At 47.7% G+C, this 22779-nt stretch carries 19 protein-coding genes; 12 read left to right on the top strand and 7 right to left on the bottom strand.

Features of this window, described 5'->3' with window-relative positions:
- Positions 1-396 precede the first annotated feature (396 nt).
- From coxB to QMG91_RS25920, 4 genes are read left to right on the top strand one after another with little or no spacing between them, the layout of a single operon-like run.
- Entirely contained in the window at positions 397-1512 is a 1116-nt protein-coding gene (gene coxB / locus QMG91_RS25935) for a cytochrome c oxidase subunit II (protein ID WP_446001665.1), read from the top strand.
- On the top strand, positions 1509-3104 hold the full coding sequence (ctaD, locus tag QMG91_RS25930) for a cytochrome c oxidase subunit I (RefSeq protein ID WP_022561816.1): 1596 nt from the start codon (positions 1509-1511) through the stop codon (positions 3102-3104). Before coxB ends, ctaD begins: the two co-directional genes overlap by 4 nt.
- Positions 3105-3118: 14 nt before the next feature.
- Positions 3119-3712: a cytochrome c oxidase assembly protein gene (locus QMG91_RS25925; RefSeq protein WP_004399355.1), complete on the top strand. Its 594-nt coding sequence runs from the start codon at positions 3119-3121 to the stop codon at positions 3710-3712.
- Positions 3709-4584 carry a cytochrome c oxidase subunit 3 gene (locus tag QMG91_RS25920; protein WP_004399354.1) on the top strand — a complete coding sequence of 292 codons (876 nt, stop codon included), beginning with the start codon at positions 3709-3711 and terminating at the stop codon, positions 4582-4584. Before QMG91_RS25925 ends, QMG91_RS25920 begins: the two co-directional genes overlap by 4 nt.
- Before the next feature lie 6 nt (positions 4585-4590).
- Here the strand turns inward: QMG91_RS25920 and QMG91_RS25915 are convergent, their stop codons facing one another.
- On the bottom strand, positions 4591-4806 hold the full coding sequence (locus QMG91_RS25915; RefSeq protein WP_004399352.1) for a DUF2909 domain-containing protein: 216 nt from the start codon (positions 4804-4806) through the stop codon (positions 4591-4593).
- Here QMG91_RS25915 and QMG91_RS25910 point away from each other — a divergent pair.
- From QMG91_RS25910 to QMG91_RS25890, 5 genes are all read left to right on the top strand, one after another.
- On the top strand, positions 4805-5617 hold the full coding sequence (locus tag QMG91_RS25910; RefSeq protein WP_281830898.1) for an SURF1 family protein: 813 nt from the start codon (positions 4805-4807) through the stop codon (positions 5615-5617). The genes QMG91_RS25915 and QMG91_RS25910 overlap by 2 nt on opposite strands.
- Entirely contained in the window at positions 5595-6167 is a 573-nt protein-coding gene (locus QMG91_RS25905) for a hypothetical protein (protein WP_281832740.1), read from the top strand. Before QMG91_RS25910 ends, QMG91_RS25905 begins: the two co-directional genes overlap by 23 nt.
- Positions 6168-6196: 29 nt before the next feature.
- Positions 6197-7279 (top strand): COX15/CtaA family protein, encoded by a 1083-nt coding sequence (locus tag QMG91_RS25900; protein WP_281830896.1) that lies wholly within the window; start codon positions 6197-6199, stop codon positions 7277-7279.
- 2 nt (positions 7280-7281) lie between these two features.
- Positions 7282-8175, top strand: a complete 894-nt coding sequence (gene cyoE, locus QMG91_RS25895) for a heme o synthase (protein WP_004399345.1) — start codon at positions 7282-7284, stop codon at positions 8173-8175.
- Between the two features lie 270 nt (positions 8176-8445).
- Positions 8446-10332: a methyl-accepting chemotaxis protein gene (locus QMG91_RS25890; protein WP_281830895.1), complete on the top strand. Its 1887-nt coding sequence runs from the start codon at positions 8446-8448 to the stop codon at positions 10330-10332.
- 82 nt (positions 10333-10414) lie between these two features.
- Here QMG91_RS25890 and QMG91_RS25885 read toward each other — a convergent pair whose 3' ends face one another.
- Entirely contained in the window at positions 10415-11422 is a 1008-nt protein-coding gene (locus tag QMG91_RS25885; protein WP_281830893.1) for an adenosine deaminase, read from the bottom strand.
- A gap of 165 nt (positions 11423-11587) precedes the next feature.
- On the bottom strand, positions 11588-13105 hold the full coding sequence (locus tag QMG91_RS25880; RefSeq protein ID WP_004399342.1) for an HD domain-containing phosphohydrolase: 1518 nt from the start codon (positions 13103-13105) through the stop codon (positions 11588-11590).
- A 388-nt stretch (positions 13106-13493) separates the two neighbouring features.
- On the opposite strand from QMG91_RS25880, the gene QMG91_RS25875 reads away from it, so the two are divergent.
- The 3 genes from QMG91_RS25875 to QMG91_RS25865 all read left to right on the top strand — a co-directional run bounded on the left by QMG91_RS25875 (position 13494) and on the right by QMG91_RS25865 (position 17577).
- Complete coding sequence (locus QMG91_RS25875; RefSeq protein ID WP_281830891.1) at positions 13494-15497, top strand: ATP-binding protein; 2004 nt, start codon at positions 13494-13496, stop codon at positions 15495-15497.
- Between the two features lie 152 nt (positions 15498-15649).
- On the top strand, positions 15650-16321 hold the full coding sequence (locus QMG91_RS25870; RefSeq protein ID WP_004399340.1) for a response regulator transcription factor: 672 nt from the start codon (positions 15650-15652) through the stop codon (positions 16319-16321).
- Positions 16318-17577, top strand: coding sequence for a sensor histidine kinase (locus tag QMG91_RS25865; protein WP_022561809.1), 1260 nt, complete (start codon positions 16318-16320; stop codon positions 17575-17577). The genes QMG91_RS25870 and QMG91_RS25865 overlap by 4 nt, the downstream gene beginning before the upstream one ends.
- 333 nt (positions 17578-17910) lie before the next feature.
- Here QMG91_RS25865 and QMG91_RS25860 read toward each other — a convergent pair whose 3' ends face one another.
- From QMG91_RS25860 to QMG91_RS25845, 4 genes are read right to left on the bottom strand one after another with little or no spacing between them, the layout of a single operon-like run.
- Positions 17911-19512 carry a BatD family protein gene (locus tag QMG91_RS25860; RefSeq protein ID WP_281830889.1) on the bottom strand — a complete coding sequence of 534 codons (1602 nt, stop codon included), beginning with the start codon at positions 19510-19512 and terminating at the stop codon, positions 17911-17913.
- Between the two features lie 11 nt (positions 19513-19523).
- On the bottom strand, positions 19524-21356 hold the full coding sequence (locus QMG91_RS25855) for a vWA domain-containing protein (RefSeq protein ID WP_281870274.1): 1833 nt from the start codon (positions 21354-21356) through the stop codon (positions 19524-19526).
- A complete protein-coding gene (locus tag QMG91_RS25850; RefSeq protein ID WP_281830885.1) occupies positions 21349-22311 on the bottom strand; it encodes a vWA domain-containing protein in 963 nt (320 codons plus the stop codon). The genes QMG91_RS25855 and QMG91_RS25850 overlap by 8 nt, the downstream gene beginning before the upstream one ends.
- Positions 22308-22778 carry a DUF4381 domain-containing protein gene (locus tag QMG91_RS25845; RefSeq protein ID WP_281830883.1) on the bottom strand — a complete coding sequence of 157 codons (471 nt, stop codon included), beginning with the start codon at positions 22776-22778 and terminating at the stop codon, positions 22308-22310. Before QMG91_RS25845 ends, QMG91_RS25850 begins: the two co-directional genes overlap by 4 nt.
- Position 22779: the final 1 nt, after the last annotated feature.

Below are 22779 nucleotides of genomic sequence, written 5' to 3'. Positions count from 1 at the left end.
TGTGGTCGCAATCGATAAAATCGACTCTCCTCATTTTTACCGCATGATTGCAGTTTCAAGTATAGGAAAGCAGTGACATAGGAATGACCCATTTGGCGATCAAAGTCTAATTCCAAAACGTGCGATGTTGCTTAATTCTTGAACAATTGTCGTTAAGAATCTAGGGTTATTAACAAAGCCATAACAAATAGTTAGCAACTTGGAAATAATTTCAAAGTTCTATGGCGTGCTTTCCATCACAGTCCTGTGAGGAAATGCGAAGTGGATCACTGCCTATAAAAACACAAACGGAATTGGGCGGAGATCTGATACTTGCCAGTAACGCGTTGCGCTACCAAACGCGTGAAACGGCAGGTGGAAAAACAGAGGAGAAATCTTTTGAAAAGATTAACGTCTTTGTGTTTGTGGGGAGCGCTAACCCCGTCGGTGGCATGGTCTGGAAGCCAATACAATATGACTCGGGGTGTAACCCGTATTAGTGAGCAGGTTTATGACCTGCATATGCTGATCTTTTACATCTGTGTTGTTATCGCTGTCGTGGTTTTCGGTGTCATGTTTTATGCCATCTTTAAACACCGCAAATCTCAGGGAGCGGTTGCGGCCAACTTCCATGAGAGCACCAAAGTGGAAATTATCTGGACGGTGATTCCCATTTTAATCCTTGTTGCTATGGCTGTGCCTGCAACCACCACGCTGATTGAAATGGAAGACACCAGCCAGTCCGATCTCACGGTCAAAATCACGGGATCTCAGTGGAAATGGCATTACAGCTATTTCGGCGAGGATGTCGAATTTTTCAGCCTTCTTGCAACCTCTTCCAAGCAGATAGAGGGTGACGAGGTAAAAGGGGCCAATTACCTTCTTGAAGTAGACAACCCTCTGGTTCTGCCAATCAATCGCAAAGTCCGATTCCTACTGACGTCAGACGACGTTATCCATTCATGGTGGGTGCCAGACTTTGCCGTCAAGAAAGACACCATTCCCGGATTTATTAACGAAGCCTGGACCCGTATTGACGAACCCGGAGTTTACCGTGGTCAGTGTGCGGAGCTGTGTGGTCGAAATCACGGCTTTATGCCCATCGTGGTACACGCGATGGAAGAACAAGAGTTTGATGAGTGGCTGGTGGCTCAGAAGCTTGCCGCGAAGCAGGCGGCAGAAGAAGCCAAAGCAGCACTCAGCAAAGAACTTTCAATGGACGAGCTGATGGCGATGGGTGAGCAGGTGTATAACGAGCGCTGCGCCGTATGTCATCAGGCAAATGGTCTTGGTGTACCGGGTGTTTTCCCGGCAATGAAAGACAGCCCAGTCACATTGGGAGACATGACCACGCACATTGATGTGGTGTTAAACGGGGTAGCTGGCACGGCAATGCAGGCGTTTGGTAATCAGCTAACGGATGAGCAAATCGCGGCGGTGGTGACCTACGAGCGAAACGCTTGGGGGAATGACAAAGGCGACATGGCGCAGGCATCTGATGTTAACGCGTTGCGTGGCGGGGAGGGACAATGAACAGTTCAACCGATGTAAATTCTCATGAAAACGAACATGATGATCATCATGCAGCGCCGTCTGGCTGGGCTCGTTGGGTGTATTCCACCAACCACAAAGACATAGGTACGCTTTACCTCTGGTTCAGTTTTGCCATGTTCTTGACGGGCGGCTTTATGGCGATGATCATTCGCGCCGAGCTGTTCCAGCCAGGGTTGCAGCTCGTTGATCCTCAGTTCTTTAATCAAATGACCACAGTACACGGTTTGGTGATGGTGTTTGGTGCAGTAATGCCAGCGTTTACCGGGCTGGCAAACTGGATGATCCCAATGATGATTGGCGCTCCAGACATGGCGCTGCCACGCATGAACAACCTGAGTTTCTGGATCTTACCTTTTGCGTTTCTCATCTTGATCAGCTCGTTGTTTATGGAAGGGGGCGGTCCTGACTTTGGCTGGACCTTCTACGCGCCGCTTTCGACCACTTACGGACCAGACAGCACGGCATTGTTTGTGTTTTCTGTCCATATCATGGGTATTAGCTCCATCATGGGCGCAATCAACGTGATTGTGACCATTGTGAATATGCGTGCTCCGGGTATGACGTGGTTTAAGCTTCCTATGTTTGTGTGGACCTGGTTGATTACGGCTTTCTTGTTGATTGCGGTCATGCCCGTGCTGGCAGGCGCGGTCACCATGGTGCTGACAGACAAATACTTTGGTACCAGTTTCTTCGATGCGGCAGGGGGTGGTGACCCAGTGATGTTCCAGCATATTTTCTGGTTCTTCGGGCACCCAGAAGTGTACATCATGATCTTGCCTTCCTTTGGCATCGTATCGGCCATCATTCCCGCCTTCAGCGGTAAGAAGTTATTCGGCTACCACTCTATGGTTTACGCGACCTGTAGTATCGCGTTGTTGTCCTTCCTTGTATGGGCGCACCATATGTTTACCACTGGGATGCCTGTATTTGCTGAACTCTTCTTTATGTATTGCACCATGCTTATCGCGGTGCCGACAGGTGTGAAGGTGTTTAACTGGGTAGCCACCATGTGGCGAGGGGCTCTGACCTTTGAGACGCCAATGCTCTTTACCATTGCGTTCATTGTGCTGTTCACCATCGGTGGATTTTCAGGCTTGATGCTGGCGATTGTCCCAGCGGACTTCCAGTACCACGACACATACTTTGTTGTGGCGCATTTCCATTATGTGCTGGTGTCTGGTGCGGTCTTCTCGATTATGGCGGCGGCGTATTACTGGCTTCCTAAGTGGACGGGGCATATGTACGACCACAAGCTGAGTCTATGGCATTTCTGGTGCTCAGTGATTTCAGTCAATGTGCTGTTCTTCCCTATGCACTTTTTAGGGCTGGCTGGAATGCCCAGACGAATTCCGGATTACGCCATCCAGTTCGCCGACGTGAATCAGATTGTGTCGATAGGCGGTTTTGCCTTTGGTCTGTCGCAGCTCATTTTCTTGTGGCTGGTGATCAAATGCATCAAAGGTGGTGAAAAAGCGGAAGCCAGGGTCTGGGAGCGAGCCGAAGGGCTTGAATGGACAGTGCCAAGCCCAGCGCCTCACCATACATTCAGTCAGCCACCTAAAATCGACTGACAGAGGGCAGAACAATGGAATCGGCAAATCGCTCTAATCGCAAGCTTACCGGATGGTTGCTGCTGAGTGTGGTCGCCATGTTTGGTTTTGGTTTTCTGTTGATCCCGCTGTACGACATCATGTGCGAGCAGTTGGGCATCAATGGTAAACCCAGCAATGAAGCGGTCAGCAGCCCGGTCGGCATGCAGGTAGATACCTCCCGTGTTATCCGGGTTGAGTTTATGGCGCACGTAAAGCCAGACATGCCGTGGACGTTCACACCTGCCAAAAAGGTCATGGATGTTCACCCCGGAGAAGTCATACAGACACGCTACATTGCCACCAACTTAAATCAGGCGGATTTGGTTGGGCAGGCAGTGCCATCGATTGCTCCGGGGAACGGCGCGGCGTATTTCAATAAGATTGAATGCTTTTGTTTTAACCGCCAGCCTCTGGAAGGCAACAAAAGCGCCGAGCTGCCAGTGATTTTCTACATTGAGCCGACGATCCCCGATTCCATTCATACCCTGACTCTCTCTTACACGCTATTCAATATTACAGAGCCCGAAGAACAAAAAACGGTGGCTCTGATTTCACGCTCAGAAACAGATCAAGGAGCGGTGCAATGAGTACACAACACCAAAGTTATTACGTTCCATCCCACAGTATTTGGCCCATTGTTGGGGCTATCGCGCTATTTTTTATTGCCGTAGGGGCAGGGGTAACGGTGCAAAACCTGGAAACGGGCAGCGTCTTCGGGCGTGTGTTCCTGTTCGGTGGGTTTTTTGTCTTTCTGGTGATGTTCATCGGGTGGATGCGTAATGTGATTGGCGAGTCCATGTCTGGGTTCTATTCCAAACAGATAGATATCTCTTTCAGACAGGGGATGAGCTGGTTCATCTTCTCTGAAGTGATGTTCTTCTGCGCATTCTTTGGCGCACTGTTTTATGCCCGAATGGTCGCTGTCCCCTGGCTTGGCGGGGCAGACAACAATGTGATGACTCACGAGGTGTTGTGGCCAAATTTTGAAGCTATGTGGCCGCTCACGCTGACCCCTTCAGGGCAAACCACCGAAGCTATGGGGTGGCAGGGGTTACCTTTGCTTAACACCGTTATTCTTCTGACCTCATCTGTCACTCTGCATATGGCGCACACCAGCTTAGAAAAGAATCATCGAATGGCGCTGGTGGTGTGGTTAGAAATCACCATTATTCTGGCCATCGCTTTCTTGTTCTATCAAGTTGAAGAGTACGTTCATGCCTATCAGGAAATGGGGCTGACCCTGCAATCGGGGATTTATGGCAATACCTTCTTCTTACTGACGGGCTTCCACGGCATGCACGTTCTGTTAGGCACCATATTCCTTTCGGTGCTGCTGGCAAGAATTGCTCACGATCACTTTACCCCAGACAACCATTTCGCGTTTCAGGCTGGCAGCTGGTACTGGCACTTTGTCGATGTGGTTTGGCTCTGCCTGTTTGTCTTTGTCTACGTGTTGTAGGAACCATTAATACGGGCGTGGGTTGGGAACGACCCAGCCTGCTTTTAAAGCCACAAGTAAAAGCACAATAACCAAAGCGGAGAAGATCAGACGACGACCCAGAAAGTGACTGGCAGGTTTATCGCTATCGCCTTTCACCATCACCACTAAAGCGCGACCAAGGTTGAAGATAATGAAACAGAGTGTCAGGACCAGAACCAGTTTAAACAATGAGGCAGCCATGTTGACCTCCTGGGTTGCGTTGACGTTAAAACCAAAATTTTGGTTCGCCCTGATTTTAACTTTGGTGGTATTTACCGTGCTTATCAAGCTGGGTTTCTGGCAATTGGGACGTGGAGAGCAAAAGTTAGACTACGAAAAAGCACTGGCTGATCGCGCCACTATGACGCCCATTACTCTCGATGAGCTGAATACTCAAATCTTAAAGCAACCCGCCAGTCTGGAGTACAACGTTACCGGAACCCGTGTTACCGCAGAAGTACAGCCAACAAGTGACAAGCTGATATTGCTCGATAACCAGATCTGGAATGGCAAAGTTGGGTATCTTGCCCTTCAGCCTGCCAAGGTACTCTCTGGTTATGAGACGTCAGGGAAAACGGTTTTGATTGAACTTGGGTTCGTTGAAACCGGATCCGACCGACGTGTCCTGCCATACGTTGAGACGTTAACATCTATAAGCGCCACTCGGGTTGAAGGACGTGTTTACCAACGACAAATCAATCCGGTCAGCGATCAGCTTTATGCCGAAGCTGGCTGGCCAAAGCGTATTCAAAATCTAAACCTGACTGAATTGGAATCTGAGCTAGGGTTACCGCTACTTCCTTTTGTGATTCAGCCTTCCAACCTTGATATCCGACTGGAACAACCATGGCGGCCTGTTCCTCTCTCTTCTCAAAAACATTTTGGTTACTCGTTGCAATGGTTTTCCATGGCGGCGGTATTCGCATTGATTATGACCATGATTCTGCTCAAGGCGCTCGGTGTGCGTCTGTTACCCAAAGGGGAAAATGATGACAGTACAAAATCTGAATAATGTGCCGTCTCCCAGCGTTAACCGTGGGAGGCTGATATTGATTGCGCTAGTGGCTCTGTTTGCCATGCCCGCTATCGTGGCGAAGTTGATTTTGGAAATGAACTGGTATCAGCCGGGAGTAACCAATAAAGGCATGTTAGTGGAGCCAGAAAGCTATCTTTCCGATTTCAAGATGCCCGGCTCACAGGACAAGCAGTGGCAACTGGGTTATGTGCTTCCCGCTAAGTGCGGTTCTTTATGCCAGCAACAGTTGCACTTGCTTCAACAAAGCTACGTTTCACTGGGAAAGTACCAAGACAGGGTGCAGCCCACGGTTTACGTGACTTCGGAAAGTGATACCTCAATGCTCAATGACTACAGCTTTGAGCGCGTGACATCGACCAGAGCATTTCTGGCGAAATTCGAGCAACAGGAATACATCATCGTGGATCCTCGCGGACAACTGGTGATGCATTATCCAAAGGAAATCAATCCGGATCTTTTGATTCAGCAAAGCAAAGGGCTGATTGCCGACTTTAGGAAGCTACTCAAGCTCTCCCGAGTAGGGTAAGCGTGTTTTTCAGGGATTAGGGGGCGCGTATGAACATCATCAGACTGATTCAAATAAGCCTGATACTGACCTTTTTTGTCATTCTGATGGGTGCCTATACCCGGCTTGCTGATGCGGGTTTGGGCTGCCCTGACTGGCCGGGCTGTTACGGTCACATCAGTGTGCCTACTTCCGAAAAAGCGCTGTCTAAAGCCAGTCAGCTTTACCCGGAAAGCGTGGTTGAACCTTACAAAGCATGGCTGGAAATGATCCACCGTTATCTGGCTGGAACATTGGGAATGATCGTTTTCGCCATAAGCTATCTTACGCTTAAAGCCCGTCATGGTGGTCGGGTGATTCCAGTTAGTCTGTCTCTGCTTGTGGTTTTTCAGGCGGCTTTAGGCGCCTGGACCGTAACCCTCAAATTAATGCCCGTGATTGTGATGCTGCATTTGATCGGGGGCTTTACTCTGTTCAGCTTGCTTTTCCTTCTCTATGCGAGGTTGAAACAGGAAATTGGTTATGAACGAAATGAGGTAGCGCATTTTATGGTGAGCGACGGGCATCCGTCCTCGGTTACTTCAAAACATGATCCTGTTCAGGTAACCAATCCGGCACTGAAGTTTTATGCTGCGGTAGCGCTGATTGTGGTGGTGGTTCAGATTTTACTGGGGGGCTGGACATCCTCCAACTACGCCGCATTGATGTGTACTAGCTTGCCAATTTGCGACGGGAACTGGACCAGTTATCTTAACTTTGCTCAGGCTTTCGATTTCAGGCAGGCGGGTCACACCAATTATGAGTTTGGGGTATTGGATTACAGCGCCCGTATGACCATTCACGTTTCCCACCGTATTGGGGCGTTTGTTACTACCATCGTATTAGTCGGACTGGCGCATCAGCTGTTTCAGCAAACACACATTCAGTTGCGTAAAGGGGCATATTCCCTGATGGTGTTGCTCAGCCTTCAACTTATGCTAGGTATCAGCAATGTGGTATTTAACCTGCCGTTGCCTGTGGCGGTTGCGCACAACCTAGGGGCTGCATTGCTGCTGCTCTGTACGGTTTATATCAATTTTCATGTTTGGCGAAGTGTGTCGGAGCCCTTGGTTGCGCAGGAAAGGAGGTTGTAACGATGGACAAATCAATAACTCAGACTGGCGTTGAAGGTTCAACCTGGCGCGACTACTACACGCTAACCAAGCCAAAAGTGGTGGCACTGATGCTGTTGACGACAGTCGTCGGGATGATTCTGGCCACTGACGGATACTTTCCTCTTACTCAGGCTTTGATCGCCCTGGCAGGAATTGGGCTTATGGCGTCCAGTGCTGCTGCTTTTAACCATCTGGTGGATCGCCGTATCGATGCCATCATGGCGCGAACATATCAGCGCCCTCTGCCCACTGGTCAGGTAAAAGCGGTGAACGCCTTTGCATTCGCTGTGGTACTGGGTGTGTTGGGGTTTGTGGCGCTCTACTGGCAGGTAAATGAATTAACAGCGTGGCTGACATTGGCGAGCCTCGTTGGTTACGCTTTGGTATACACCCTGTATCTCAAACGAGCCACACCACAAAACATCGTCATTGCGGGAATAGCAGGCGCCATGCCGCCTTTGTTGGGTTGGACTGCGGTAACCAACGAACTGCATTCTCATGCCTGGTTGTTGGTGATGATCATCTTTATCTGGACGCCTCCGCATTTCTGGGCTTTGGCTATTCATCGCAAAGAGGACTACTCCCGTGCCGATATTCCAATGTTGCCCGTGACGCACGGTGTGGAATACACAAAGACCAGTATTTTGCTATACACCATCCTGTTGGCAATTGCGTGCCTGTTTCCTGTGTTGGTAGGCATGAGCGGTTTGCTATATCTGATTGCCTCCAGCTTCTTGAGTGCAGGGTTTATCTATAAAGCTTGGAAACTCAAATATCGTGAAGAAGAGGGGGATGCCATGCGTACCTTTATCTTTTCGATTTACCAACTGATGTTCTTATTTGTCGCGTTACTGGCAGACCATTTCCTTCGTTAAAGTATAAATATATTTTCTTATTGGCTCACTGTTGATGTTGGATTTGTGTAGTGCTTTATTCGGGCTTCAAACCTGGTTAGCTGTGTAAGGGAATAAAAATGCATGAAAATTCGCTATTTTTAAGGTTTCTTTATACAAAGTGAATGAAATTTCACTCTTAAAGAAATAGATAATTTTGTTTAATTATTAGTGCAAAATATGTTTCCAAATAACAAGGTCTTACTGATAGATTTCACACAATACCAACAGAACTAGCTGAGTTTTAATCAAATGAGTGTGAAATCTAAACTGGTGACGGCTATCGGGTTTCTGATAGCTTTCACCATCCTCGTCACGTCCGTTATCGGGTACTTCGAATTTAAAACTGCCACCACCGACGACTATCGTAAAAACCTTTCCAATAAATCTTTCCTTGTTGCGAAAGCCGTTGAAGGCAAAATGGATAAATATTTTACCGCGTTGGAAACAGTCGCAGCAGGTATGTCCATAGATGCTACGGGTGATGTGGTTATTGATGAAGCTCTTATCAATACCTTAAAACAAGGGAAAAGCAGCCTGAAAGTGCTGAACATGTATGTAGGTCTGCCAGATGGCACAACTTACGATACGAATGGCTTGATTGCCGATTTCAACGCCAAGCAAAAACAGCGTGAATGGTACATCAAAGGATTCAGTGGCGCGCAACGCACGGTGACTAACCCTTACATGGCAACCACCGGTCACTTGACTATGTCGGTAGTGATTCCGTTTCGCCAGCATGGTGACATTCATGCTGTTATCGGCTTAAGCTTGAAAATGAGCGACATCACCGAGTACATCAACGAACTGTCGGCAGAGCCTAATCTGTTTGTGTCACGCTCCGATGGATTTCTTATGGCGGCAAGCTACCCGGAGTTTATCGGTAAGAACCTGTTTGAGCTGCGCCCCAGCTACCGTCAGTTTGGATCTCATGACAAGAGTGAGCACTCGTATACTGTTCCCGACAAAGGTGACTTTTACGTGGTTTCTTCTCGAATCGAATCTTTAGGCTGGTCTGTGTGGGCTTGGGCAAACTGGGACGACATTAACGAACCTTCCAACACCATGGTATCCATCAACAGCATTGCCGGTCTAATCTTTGCGGTTATTGGCATCGTAGTGGTTTACTTCGCGGTAGAAAAACTGATGTACGGCCCAATTGGTGGCGAACCTAAAGAGATTGAAGAATTCGTTGATCGTATCGCCAAAGGGGATCTGACTAAGGTGCGTCCTTTACAGGGCAACGAGACGGGTGTATACCGCTCAACGCTCATCATGGGTGAAAGCATCAAGCAGATCATCAGTAATATTGATGCTTCTTCTGCGGCACTAACGGATCTTTCTGGTCAGCTTGAATCTTCTTCTAATCAGGTTAATCGTTCTTCAGAATCTCAGATGATGCAGTTGGAGCAGGTCGCGACAGCCATGAATGAAATGACGGCTACGGTCGCTGAAGTGGCACAAAATGCAATGCAGGCATCAACGTCTTCCAATGACGCCAGCGCGTCCTCTTCAAACGGGTTGAGTGTGGTCAGTGAAATGAACGACGACATCAACCTGCTGGTCAGTAACATTCAGAGCGTTCAGTCCTCTATTTTGGAAGTTGAAAAGGAAACCCTGAACGTAGGCGGAATTCTGGACGTGATTCGCGGCATCGCAGAGCAAACTAACCTGTTGGCGCTGAACGCCGCGATTGAAGCTGCACGTGCCGGAGAGCAGGGCAGAGGCTTTGCGGTGGTGGCAGACGAAGTACGTAACCTGGCAAACAAGACGCAGGAAAGCACCAACGAGATCCAGTCGATGATCGCTGTGTTGCAGGAGCAGGCGAAGCAATCCGTTAGCATGATGGAAGAAAACGCCGAAAACGCCAAGAAAACTCTGGTGAAATCAAATGAAGCAAGCCAGTCGCTACAAGTTATTCAAGACGAAATTGGCAAGATTCAGGACATGAACAACCAGATTGCTACTGCCGCTGAAGAACAGTCGCATGTGGCGACAGACATTAATGAAAATGTGGTGAATGTGAACGATCTGGCACGAAACACCGTTCAGGACGTTCAAAGTAATGTTCAGACGGCTATGGAGCTGAACTCCGTATCGAGTGAACTTCAGGCATCGGTGAATCGCTTTAAAGTATAAGTTAACCTCTTAACCCGAGTTCAGGTTAACAAAAGAGCCTCGAAGCATATTCGGGGCTTTTTGTGTTGAAGGTCACGTGCTTTTAGCTTGCTTGCTGCAAATACTTACTCACCAAATCGGCCAGTTCTTCCTTATAGGGTGGCGAGATAAAGCTGGCTTCGATGGCATTTAAGGTAAATTGGGCGAGCTCTTCTTTGGAAGGGGAAAGCGCATCAGAAACCGCTAAAAAATTATCTGTCATGTAGCCTCCAAAATACGCTGGATCGTCAGAGTTAATGGTGACGCACAGCCCCTTGCGCAACAAGTCCACAATATTATGCTCTTTCATATCACCAAACACTTTGAGCTTAGTGTTAGAAAGCGGGCATACAGTCAAAGGAATCCGATCTCTTGCCAGTCTTTCCACTAGCGCTTCGTCATCCACACATCGCACGCCATGATCAATACGAGTGATATGAAGCATATCCAATGCATCGGTGATGTTTTGTGCCGGTCCTTCTTCCCCTGCGTGAGCAACGGTTAAGAAGCCTTCCTTGCTGGCTTTGGCGAACACACGCTCAAATTTTTCCGGTGGATGCCCAACTTCAGAAGAATCCAGACCAACTCCGATGATTTTATCCTTGAACGCAAGTGACTCCTCTAATGTTTTGAAAGCGGCGTCCTCATCCAGATGACGCAAAAAGCACATGATGATCTGACTGCTTATTCCAAGCTCGCTGTTCGCTTTCTCTAGCGCTCTGGAAATACCATTAATGACGGTTTCAAAAGCGATACCTCTGTCGGTATGAGTTTGCGGATCAAAGAAAATCTCGGTATGTACGACGTTGTCCTGTTTACAGCGAAGTAAGTAAGCCCAGGTAAGATCATAAAAGTCCTGTTCGTGGATAAGTACGTTCGCTCCCTGATAGTAAATATCCAGAAAAGACTGCAAGTTGTGAAAGTGATACGCGTCTTTCACTTCCTGAACCGATTGAAATGGAATGGAGACATTGTTGCGTTTTGCCAGCTCAAACATCAGTTCCGGTTCCAGAGAGCCTTCGATGTGCAAGTGCAATTCAACTTTGGGTAATCTGCGGATAAATTCCTGCATAGAAACTCCTTATTGATGACCGTAAACCTCAATGAGATCTCAGGATGTTGTTATGGGAGTGTCTTTAGCATAGCTCAGTGAGTGGATAATTTTTGAGCATAAGGACGAGGTTTTAGACAAAAAAAACCAGCGTATCCGCTGGCTAAGGAAATTGAAGTGACGTTGTTAGTCGGGAAATGAACTCCTGATGCCCTGAAGCTCGTCAAAGTTCTCTAGGAATATTTCGGTGAGTTTCGGGTCGAAGTGTTTCCCTGCTTCTTGTTGGAATAATTCAAAGATTTTCTCGCTCGGCCAGGCATCTTTGTAGCAGCGTTTTGATGCTAAAGCGTCAAACACATCTGCGACGGCCGTAATACGGGCTTCAATAGGAATGTCTTCACCGCTGATTTTATCGGGATAGCCGGAGCCGTCCCATTTCTCATGGTGATACCCCGCTATATTGGCGGCGATATTGAGTATTTCTAAGTTAGACCCTTTTAGAATCTCTGCTCCCACGCTGGCGTGAGACATCATGGTGACCCATTCTTCTGTATCCAGCTTTCCGGGTTTGTTCAACACGGCATCTGGAATGGCGATCTTGCCAATATCATGCAGTGGAGAAGCGAGTTTGATCTTTTCGCACTGCTCAGGAGGCAAGCCAAATTTGCATGCCAGATAGCGCGATATTTCCGCTACGCGTTTAACGTGGCTTCCGGATTCTTTTGAACGCGTTTCGACCACTTCACCCAATCGATATGCGATCTCTTTTTGGGTGTCTCTGACCTCGTTAAGCAGAATCACTTTTTCGTACGCAATGGTGATGTTTCGGATGAAAATATCGAGGATCTCGATGTTTTCTTCGATGCTGTTTTTCGGACAGTGCACCACCAACAGACCAACGCTTTTGTTCACTTTCACCGGGATCAGAAATTCTTCATCTTTCACCTGAATGAAACGGTCTTTGGTTGATGTGACATCGTCCACTGAGCATGAGATGAACTCATTCAGGTCTTTACCGATCAGACCTTCGCCCCCTTCGGAAGAGGCCACGACTTGCCATTTTCCTTCGACTTCCTGTGCAGCAAAGTTAAAGGCATGCACCTCTCCCAAATGCAACAGGGCAGAAAGCTGAGAAAGAATACCGTCCAGCCAGTGTGCACCGTTGTCTTCCACCAGAATGGATGCGGAAGAATTAATGATGGTGTTGAGTCCTTTTTTGGTGTTCTCAATCACCATGATGTCACGGTAAGAACGAAGCGCTGCGCAAAGCGTGGTATTCAGCTTGGTTGCTGTCAGCTCAGTTTTGTTCTTGTAGTCGTTGATCTCGTATTTTTTGATGACTTCTGATTCTGGTGCGTCACCGGGTTGACCGGTTCTCAGAATGATACGACTCGTTTTGTTGCTCTGTTCGACACGCAGCCAGTCAACCAGGTCCAAACCTGCGTGGTTGGACTCCATGACTACGTCAAGAAAGACAACCGCAATGTCGTCATGTTCAGCGAACACTTCTTTGGCTTCCGCGGCGGAATAAGCGTTCAAAAAGTTGAGTTTCTTTCCTAGGTATTCGAAGTCGTTCAGTACAAATTGGGTGACTTTGTGGATATCGGCGTCATCATCGACAATGAGAATTTTCCACGTCTCACGCTCTTCAATTTCTGTTTCTTCTTCATGATCTGAAAAGAGGAATTGATCATCGTTTCCCATCGTTAACCTCGTATCTCAGTCTGTCCCTGTGTAAAGCTTTGTTATCTGACACTCTGTCCTCACGATAACGAGCAGCGCAAAAAGCTTCCTATCTGAATCAAGTGTAGACAAAGTTTTCATTTAAAGCACAAATTCTGCCCGCTCATAAAACTCATCGGGCTGAGAAGCGCCAGAGCACAGGGGTTGAGGGAGAAAATTACTTTCTATATCAAGAAAATCTACGGTCACTGTCTATACTAGATCAGAAAGCGCTAAATTAACCTCTTAGCTCATGGGGTGAACGTAACCTGTACAAGCATTTAGTGCGAATAAAAATACCCAATTCAAAGCAGCAAAAAATTTGAAGCAACGCGATGGCATAAACACCATGAAAGGATGAGGGCAGTAGATGAGCTCAAGCGTTTCAGACAGCAGTAAATCTCAAAGAATGGCGCCAACGCTGAAAACTTTAAACCGCCATAGTCTGGCAGTTCGGTTGCTGATATACATCGTGTTATGCAGTTCTATTCTGGCTGTGGTTATTACCGCCGTTCAGCTCTACTGGGATTACAAGAAAGAAGTGTATGCGCTGCAAAGCTCGATTGTGTCGCTGGAACAAAGTCTTGCCTCCTCAATATCAAACAGTTTGTGGAATCTGGATGAAGAACAAATGCAGATCCAGGCGCGAGGTATTCTGACCGCCGCCAATGTGGAATACGTCGGCATCTTCTCATTTCATAACGGTACGTTAAATTCCGTCGTCGAGTTTGGTGACCAAAGCCTTACCAACGAATACAGCCAGCTATTCAATCTCATCCACAAAGAAGAAAGGATCGGTGGACTGAGAATTGAAGCTTCCTACGACCAGATCTATGGCAAATTGTGGGAAAGGGCGATCATCATCTTAGAAACCCAACTGGTGAAGATATTCCTTGTCGCTATGTGTGTGCTTTATGTTGTTTATCATGTGGTTATCAAGCATATCAATCACATCTCCGTTTTTGTTCAGGGGCATAAATTTGAGCAAAACGGCGAAGAAAATATGCTCCAGTTGGACAGGAACGAGCACAGAGATGAACTGGACACGCTCGTTGCGTCGATCAACTCCTTGCGGCATCGGATAACCAGTGAGCTGAACAAGCGAGTGAAGACCAATTCACAACTGGAATACGAACGCGACTTTACCCGTGTGATTATTCAGTCTTCTCCTTCTTTGATTTGCTCGCTCAACGATAGGTTTGAAATTCAACTGGTGAATTCTGAGGTTGAAGAGCTGCTGGGCATTAAGGAAAGCGACCTTATTGGCAAAAGCTGGTTTGAATATTTTGTCGATGAAGATGTCGAAAAAGAGAGCGAGGATGAGCTGGTACAGAACATTCCAGAATTTGATCTGGTGTTCTCAATGGAAGATCAACACGGCAGCCAGCGGTTCTTGCAATGGCGGGTAGTGGAGAACAAAGAACAGAAACGGGTCATGTGCTTTGGAATAGACGTAACCGAGCTGACCAATGCGGAAAATCAGCTGATTTCTCTCAATCGCGAGCTGGAACAGAAAGTGATGGACAGAACTCGTTCTTTGGAAGAAGCCAATCATGAGCTCTCCGACACTCTGAGCCAGTTGGAAGATACTCAGGAATCTCTTATCGAAGCAGAGAAAATGGCGTCGCTTGGAAGCTTGGTTGGCGGTGTTGCCCATGAAATCAATACTCCACTTGGCATTAGCGTAACTGCGACCAGCTTTATTGATGAGAAAGTCCGCGTTTTGCAAAAAGGTTTCGAGACGGGAAAATTGTCGAAAAGCCAGTTTTCTGCGGCGATTGAGTCGCTAAAAGAATCAACTCAGATCTTGTCAACCAATCTGTCCCGTGCGGAACAATTGATTTCAAGCTTTAAGCAAGTAGCAGTGGATCAAAGCAGTGAGTCTGTGTATCCCTTCAATGTGAAAGAAAATCTGGAAAAAGTACTGCTTTCATTGTCCCATGAGATCAAAGTCGCCCGCGCCAAAGTGGAAGTGGAATGCCCGGACAATATTAATATTGAAAGCTATCCAAGCTGCTACATCCAGATTTATACCAACCTCATTGCTAACAGCATCCGCCACGGATTCGATGAGTGGAAAGGTGACAAAAATATCTTCATCAAGGTTGAAACTCAGGAAGATCACCTGGTAATTCTTTATCGAGATACGGGGCAGGGCGTAGACGAAAGCGTACTTAAGCGTATTTTCGAGCCTTTTGTAACCACTAAGCGCGGAAAGGGTGGCAGTGGGCTAGGGGCAAACATCATTTACAACCTTGTGAACCAGTTATTACAGGGCAAAATCGAGTGCTCCTCAGAGCTCGGAAAAGGGGCAGAATTTGTGATTACTGTGCCGCTTCAACTCAACCTTGAAGAGCAACAAGAATCTGCCTGATCGCATTCCAAACATTTCGTTACTCGCCCTCGTTGTGGTCCCCCGTCACTTAAGATTATATTAATCGATTACATGCTAGCTTGACCCGAATTATGGGGCTTACGGCTTTAAAGACACTGGAAAAGTGTTGAAGGAAAGGACGAGGAAATAAGATGCAAGTCTTGATCATAGATGATGACAATCAGTTTGCGGGAGCATTGGCAGATTACCTGGAACTGAAGGGCGTGGAATGTGATTTCGCTTACAACGGACAGAGCGGATTATCATTGGCGCTTCAAGGAGACAATGATGTCATCATTTTAGACGTAAATATGCCCAAGATGGATGGCTACGAAGTTTGCCGAATGCTACGTGAAGCACGTGTCCAGACTCCGGTACTCATGATGACTGCTTATGACACGGTTGAAGATGAGCTGGAAGGGTTCCGTAGTGGCGTCGATGATTTTGTCGTTAAACCCTGTCCAATGCCCGTTGTTTGGGCAAGGCTTCAGGCTCTTTCCAAACGTACTCAGCCAAATGTGTCTAGCAACCTGAAAATTGGCGACCTTGAGCTCGACCTGAATACACAAGAGGCGTATCGAGCTGGTAAAAAACTCAAGATGACGCCAATTGGCTGGAAGATCCTTCATTACTTAGTGTTGCAAAGCCCGCGCGTTGTCCCACGACCAGAGCTTGAAAATGCGGTTTGGCCGGATGACCCTGTCGAGCCAGGCAATCTGAATGTTCAGCTTAGTAACCTGCGCAAAGTGCTGGATAAGCCTTTCGGTGCTCCTTTGTTGCATACCCGCATTAATGCTGGCATCCAGATTAAGGAACTGGAATGAAAGCCTACTCTATCTCACTGAAAAAAGATCTTATGCAGAAGCTGGTGCTATTCGGCTTCTTCCTTGTCATCGACATGATCATTATCGCCATGGTTCAGTATTCACTGAGCCTGGAAAAAGTCTCAAATACAGCGGCGTGGATGGACGTTCGCGCTATGGTCAGGCATCTGGAAAAAGATCCGGATTCCAGTGTTACCACACTTTCTTCTACTAAAGCTTATCGCAACTGGGAAAGCCTGCCTCAACACATCAAAGAGACATTTGGTTCAGCCGACAAGGTCCATGTTGAAGATGAAACGTCAGTGATGAAAGAGATTAATGGTGAGGAATACCACATCTCCATCATGTCCCATTTACTGAATAATGGTGAATACGTCTATCTGGTGAGCCAGTATCCGGTCGAAGACATTGAGTGGTTGATTGAAGAATTTGCCAGCACCGTTATAGAGCAGAGTATATGGTCGCTCATTTGTTTCTCTGCAATACTCGTTCTGGTGGCACTTTGGTGGATGCGAAGCATAGGTGCACCATTTGTTCACCTTAACCGTTGGGCTTCGACACTTGGTACGCCGAATGAAGAGCCAAGACCCAAATACCGTTTTACTGAACTGAATGAGCTGGCAAAGCAGCTTGAAGACGCCATCGACCGAGTCAGTCGATTCAACGAACGTGAAACCCAGTTTTTACGCCATGCCAGCCACGAACTTCGCACTCCGCTCGCAATCATGCAGGCATCGCTGGACACCATAGACGAACAAATTCCTCCTTCCCGCCCATTAAAGCGCGCCCGTTATGCGCTGGATAACATGCAGTCACTGACTCAGTCATTGCTTTGGCTGGCACGAGAGTCCGGTCAGCCTTTAGAGAAAATGGATCAGGATTTAAGGGGCTGTTGTGAACAGTTGGTGGAAGATCTCGGCTATTTAAGACAGCAGAAATCCCTGTCTGTGAATGTTCAGGGTGAAAGCCAGCTAGATGCAAACCCTGACTTGCTGAAAATCGTGTTAAGTAACCTGATCCGTAATGCATTCCAGTACGCCGAACACGGCGAAGTCGGGATTGAAATCGCAGGTAAATCGGTGTGTATTTCGAATGCGGCAAACTATCAGGGAAGGCAGTCCAGCGGATTTGGGCTTGGTCTGGAACTGGTTAAACGGATTTGTCAGACTCAGCTTTGGGGCTTTGATTTTGCTGCCAAAGACGGCATGGTGTATGTCACCGTTGAGTTTGAAAAACAAAAAGTTCTTAAAGCCTAGGGTCTGTTGACCTTTCGCGGTTAAATTTTGTTCGTGTTCTATGTGGTTTAATCGCGGCGCAAGGTCTTTAGCTTAGTCATTCTAAGCAAATACCTTGCAACAAAGAGTAAAGCGCATAGAACCGAACCCTTCGGGCAGCATTTGTGGCTCCTTTCTACTGTGTTACCGCTTATTGATGTAGGGCGACTACACCGAATAAGCGCTGCCTTGTATAAAGAATCCACAAATTGCTGCAAAAATCAGCTCGAAAGGTCAACAGACCCTAACTTCATTAGAAAGAAAAACGCGCTGAATATCAGCGCGTTTTTTGTTTCCATCGGCAGTGTCTGTTCTCTAAAGAGAGGCTAGGGCACTACTTTCTTTTCCAGAATCTAAGGGTTTGGCAGATTTAATCTCGGATACTAAGACCTTCTCATCAAACGATGTTTTGTTTCTTCCGAACAGCGATGCCCTGAAGCTCTCCGCTTCTACTAAAAGTGCTTCATCAGCGTGGTAGGTTTGTTTCCACACATTGAAAGCACGATCAAACGCAATACCATCTCTACTGCTGATTGCCCTTAGAAGGTCAACTTCTGAACCAGACGACTTTCTGGATGCCTTTTCATTTAAAGCAGGTTTTGATGTGCGTTTGGCTTTAACAAGCAGTGCCAGAGTGATTAACCAGAGCGTCGCAAATCCTGCTGTCAGATAAGGCCAAATGCCTCTGTCGGTTACGGTGACTGTTTCTACTGGGATCTCTGGCTGAATCATAGGGCTAACGGCAATGGCATCACCTTGTTCCACCATGATATTCATACTGGATGCGGTGGAGGTTCGCTCTTCACCATTAATGCTGTCCCACCAACGAATATTCACTTCTGGTAGAGTGAACTCGCCCGCTTCTTTAGCTATCAATACCTGCTTGAGCGTCATGATAATGTCGCCATCATTACCTTGCGAAAATTTCGGCGCTTCGTCATATACACGAATCTGATCTGGATAATCTATCTTCAGATTAGGCAATTGCTGCTGGCTGAGATTTTTCGCGCGTAGAACCAAAGTTCTCTGGATTGGTGTACCCACTTTAGCTTTTAGAGTCGTTGCGTTGATGCGCTCCCCATCTTCATCCTGCCATAGCTGATCCAGAGACAGTGAAGGCGTCGGCAACCACGCTCCCTGATACGAATCGGGCTTTGCGTTGACCTTTAACACTATTGCCGGCGAACTCTTGTCTAGCTGAATCAGTCGAGTGCCACCGTTTCGGGCGCGTTCCACCAGTGCGCCGGTTAATCGCGGTGGATGAACGGTCAGCTGACCAGCACGTTCTGGGATCACGTAAAAAGACTGGTCCACAACAGTGGCTTCCACTCCGTCGATCACGCTTTGGTACTGGTTACTTTCTCCCTTTGGTTCGATTGACAGCCCTTCACCAAATGCTGATTCGATGTTGGTGTTTTGCAACCTTCTTAAGTCGGCTTTGATGATCAGCCTTGCGTGTAATTGAGTTCTTTCTCCTTCATACAGTTCGTCCTTATCCAGACTAGCCGTGAACTGAATGATGTCATCCTGAGTACGACCTTGTGTATTGTTGGTGACCTGAATGGCGATAGGGGCGGTTTTTGCCCCCTCAATTTCGAAGCTGGGGATAGTCAGAATGCCCGTTTTAGTGGCAGCAAGTGCGACTGTCCATTCGCTGCTGACCGAAGAGCGTCCATTGATGTAACGCTGAGCGGAACTAAAACTTGGTCTTCCCATGTAAAAGTTGGGTTGCAGTACAGAGAAATCGACCGCGTTGTTTGATGCACGTGTATTAACGGCGACTTTCAATTGAAACACTTCATCTTTGTTGACAGTTGTTTTGGTCACGGTCGCTGTCGCGACGGTGTTTGCCCATGCCGATGACACGGCGAACATGCTGATGAAAGCCAATGAGAAAAACCAACGAATTAATGACATTGTTTTGCGAATTACCATGTTTGCTCAGACCTCTGCGGTGCTGGGTTTTGCCTTTCCTGTAAAATCATTTGTGCGCGAAGCAAGTTACCTGCGTCGCCCTGTTGCTGAATCTGTTCTAACTGTCGAATTTTAGGGTCGACTTGCTCTGCATTGTCCTGTTGGGACAACTGAGCTGGTGAACGCTCCTGACCTTCCTCTTTTGAAGACATTTCATCCGAATGTTCAGATTCATTCTGTTGCGGAGTGTTCTCCGACTCATCAGCTTTACTTTGCTCTTGCTGCTCTTGCTGCTCTTGCTGCTCTTGCTGCTCTTGGGCGTCATTTGCCTGTTCTGAAGACGGTTGAGGATCGCTACTGCTTTCCTGTTGTTCATCTTGATTTTCAGGCGTGGACTGCTGTTCTGAGTTTTGTTGACTTTGTTGTGAGTCGCTTTGAGAATCCTGCTGTTGCTGTTGCTGTTGCTGTTGCTGTTGCTGTTGCTGTTGCTGTTGCTGTTGCTGTTGCTGTTGCTGTTGCTGTTGCTGTTGCTTGAGCGCGTCTTCAACAACTTTAAGGTTCTTCGCCGCGTCTTGATGATCGGGGTTGGCTTTTAGCACAGATTTGTAACCATCGATGGCTTTTTGCAGCTCCCCTTTTCTGGCATAGGCATTGGAAAGGTTGTATTGCGCATCTGTTCCTTGGACGCCTTCCAAAGTTTCGATGGCTTTGTCATAGTTTCCTGCCTCATACCATGCAGCGCCAGCCCATTCTTTTGACTGGAACTGTTCTGCCGCCTGTTCAAACTCTTTATTCTGAAAAGCTTGAAACGCTGCCTGATCGTCTGTTTGGAATGGCGCAGCTTCTGCCGGAATTGGTTGAGGTAAAACAAAGATCAACAGGGAGAATATGAGTCCCTTACGGAACAGAAACAGGCTAGCCAATACCAATACAGGCAACAGCCAGTAGCCATTGTTGATTCTGTCGCTCACTTCCTGCCCAAGTTCTTCCTGCGCTTCAGAGGCATTAACAGAGAGTCGGGCAATGGCTTCCACGTCTTTACCGTCGCCTCTGAGTGTTGAAAACACCCCACCAGTCTGACGAGCCAGATTCCGGAAACCAGAAAAGTCCGTTTTTGCGATAACCGTGTTGCCACTGGCGGATTTAAGCAGTTCGCCTCCTGGAAGCTGAATAGGCGCACCTTGCTCAGTTCCGACTGCGATGGCAGAAAGACGCCATTTTTCACCCAGAATCTCTGCGATGTCTTCTTGCTGACGTTGAGAAATTTCATCAGCGAGCAGTACGATGTCACCCGCCTGATGCCCCGCATCCGACATCAACTGAACCGCCAACTGGGCGGCAGCTGCCACATTACTTCCTTGCGTTGGCATAATTTCAGGAGAAAGGTCTGGAATCAGGCTGGCAAGTGTGCTGCTGTCTGTGGTTAATGGGCTAATAGTGTATGCCCCGCCAGCAAATGCGACTAAGCCGGTGCTGCCTTCCGTCCAGAGTGGAAGTAAGTCCAGCGCTTTGAATTTCAATTGCTGCAATCGGTTTGGCTTGATGTCGTTTGCATACAAAGAGCGCGACATATCCATAACCAGCACTCGGGCGTGGCTGACATTGAATGCTGGTCGGGTTTGCTTTTCGAAGCTAGGACCGGAAAGGGCGATACAACTCACGATCCAGAATCCGAGCCAGAACAGATGAAAATAGTGTTTTCTTTTTTGACTTACACCCAATGCCTGAGCCAGGTGTGAGGCGATAAGCCCTTTTGAGCCAGAACCCGCTTTTAGCCATAAGGCAATCGCAATGGCAGGTAAAATACCGAGTAGCCATAGTGGGTTCATCAGTTGGAAATCAGCCATGGTTTCTCCTTAGCGTTGCGAGAACCAGTGAAATGAACAGAGAAAATATCAGAGGCAGCCAAAACCATTCTGCTCTTGGTCGCCATGTCTGGCTGGCACTGGAGACGGGTTCTAATGCATTGATGGTATCGTAAATGGTTGCCAGCTCCTGACTATCTCGCGCCCGAAAGTATTGCCCGCCCGTCATGTCGGCAATCTGGATCAGCGTTTTCTCATCCAGATCCTCTGCTGTGTTGACCACACGTTCAAACAAGAAGTCTTTCACCACCATTTCGCCCGCACCCACACCCACGGTGTAGATGGTCGCGTTGTATTCTTTGGCGATGCTTGCCGCTTCAATAGGGTCGATCAAACCAGCGGTATTACTGCCATCACTCAGAAGGACCATCACCCGCTGTGGGGCGTCGCTATCAATGAAGGTTTTCGTGGCTAAACCAATTCCATCACCAATAGCCGTTTTTGTGCCTATCAACTTAAGTACAGTACGATCCAATTGCGACTTTACCGCTTGTCTGTCGAGAGTGAGGGGCGTTTGCAGATAAGCATGATCGGCAAACAGAACCAGACCTAAGCGATCGCCTTTACGTTTGGTGACGAAGTCTCCCACCACTTGCTTTACCGCACTCAGGCGATCGATGTAGTCCCCGTCTTTCTGCATATCTTCCTGGCTCATTGAGTAAGAAAGATCCACAACCAACATCATGTCGCGATGTTCAGGGAAATATTCGACGGGATCGCCAAGCCAGACAGGGCGTGCTGTAGCAGTTACAAGACCCAGCCACATGAGTAGCAAAAGGATCCGCTGCCCGCTTCGATTGGGCGTATGACCTAACTGAGTATCCGGCACGCTGGGTAGCTGGATTGCCTGAGGTTCCTGCGCTTTAGGGGCTAAAAAGTAAACCAGAGCAGGTAGAGGTAAAAGCAAAAATGCCCAAAGCCATTCAAAATCAATCATGACTTCACCTTCTTCAAATTCACTTTAGACTGAGGAGGCAATGCCTGTTTGATCCATTTTTCTGCTTCCTTTAATAGTTCCTGAGAGGGCTCTGCAGAGGCATAGAGTGCGTTGTTCCATTGTTCTGATTTTTCCGCAAAGCGAGACTGACTGTTTTGCGCATCCAAAAACTCGTACCAAGCCTCTCCAGTGAGCGGTGCAACCTGCTCTCGGGGGAAATAGCTGAGTGCTGCTTGTCTGACGATATTCATGGATTCAGACGCCGATGTAATATTTTTGATCTGCTTAAGTGCTTCGCGCTTTGCACGGACTTTTTTCTGGTACTTCTGAAAGAAATAGACACCGAGCGATAATGCGATAACAACAGCCGCAATGAGCGCCCACCATCCCCAGGCAAGTGGCCAGATGCCGGGTTCCTGAGGAAGATGAATGGGGGCCAGTGGAAGAGATTGAGTACTGCCTTGCATT

Source organism: Vibrio nigripulchritudo (assembly GCF_027924785.1).
Classification (GTDB): domain Bacteria; phylum Pseudomonadota; class Gammaproteobacteria; order Enterobacterales; family Vibrionaceae; genus Vibrio; species Vibrio nigripulchritudo.
Note: the sequence above shows the minus strand (reverse complement) of the source record. Positions and strands in the feature narration are given on the sequence as shown.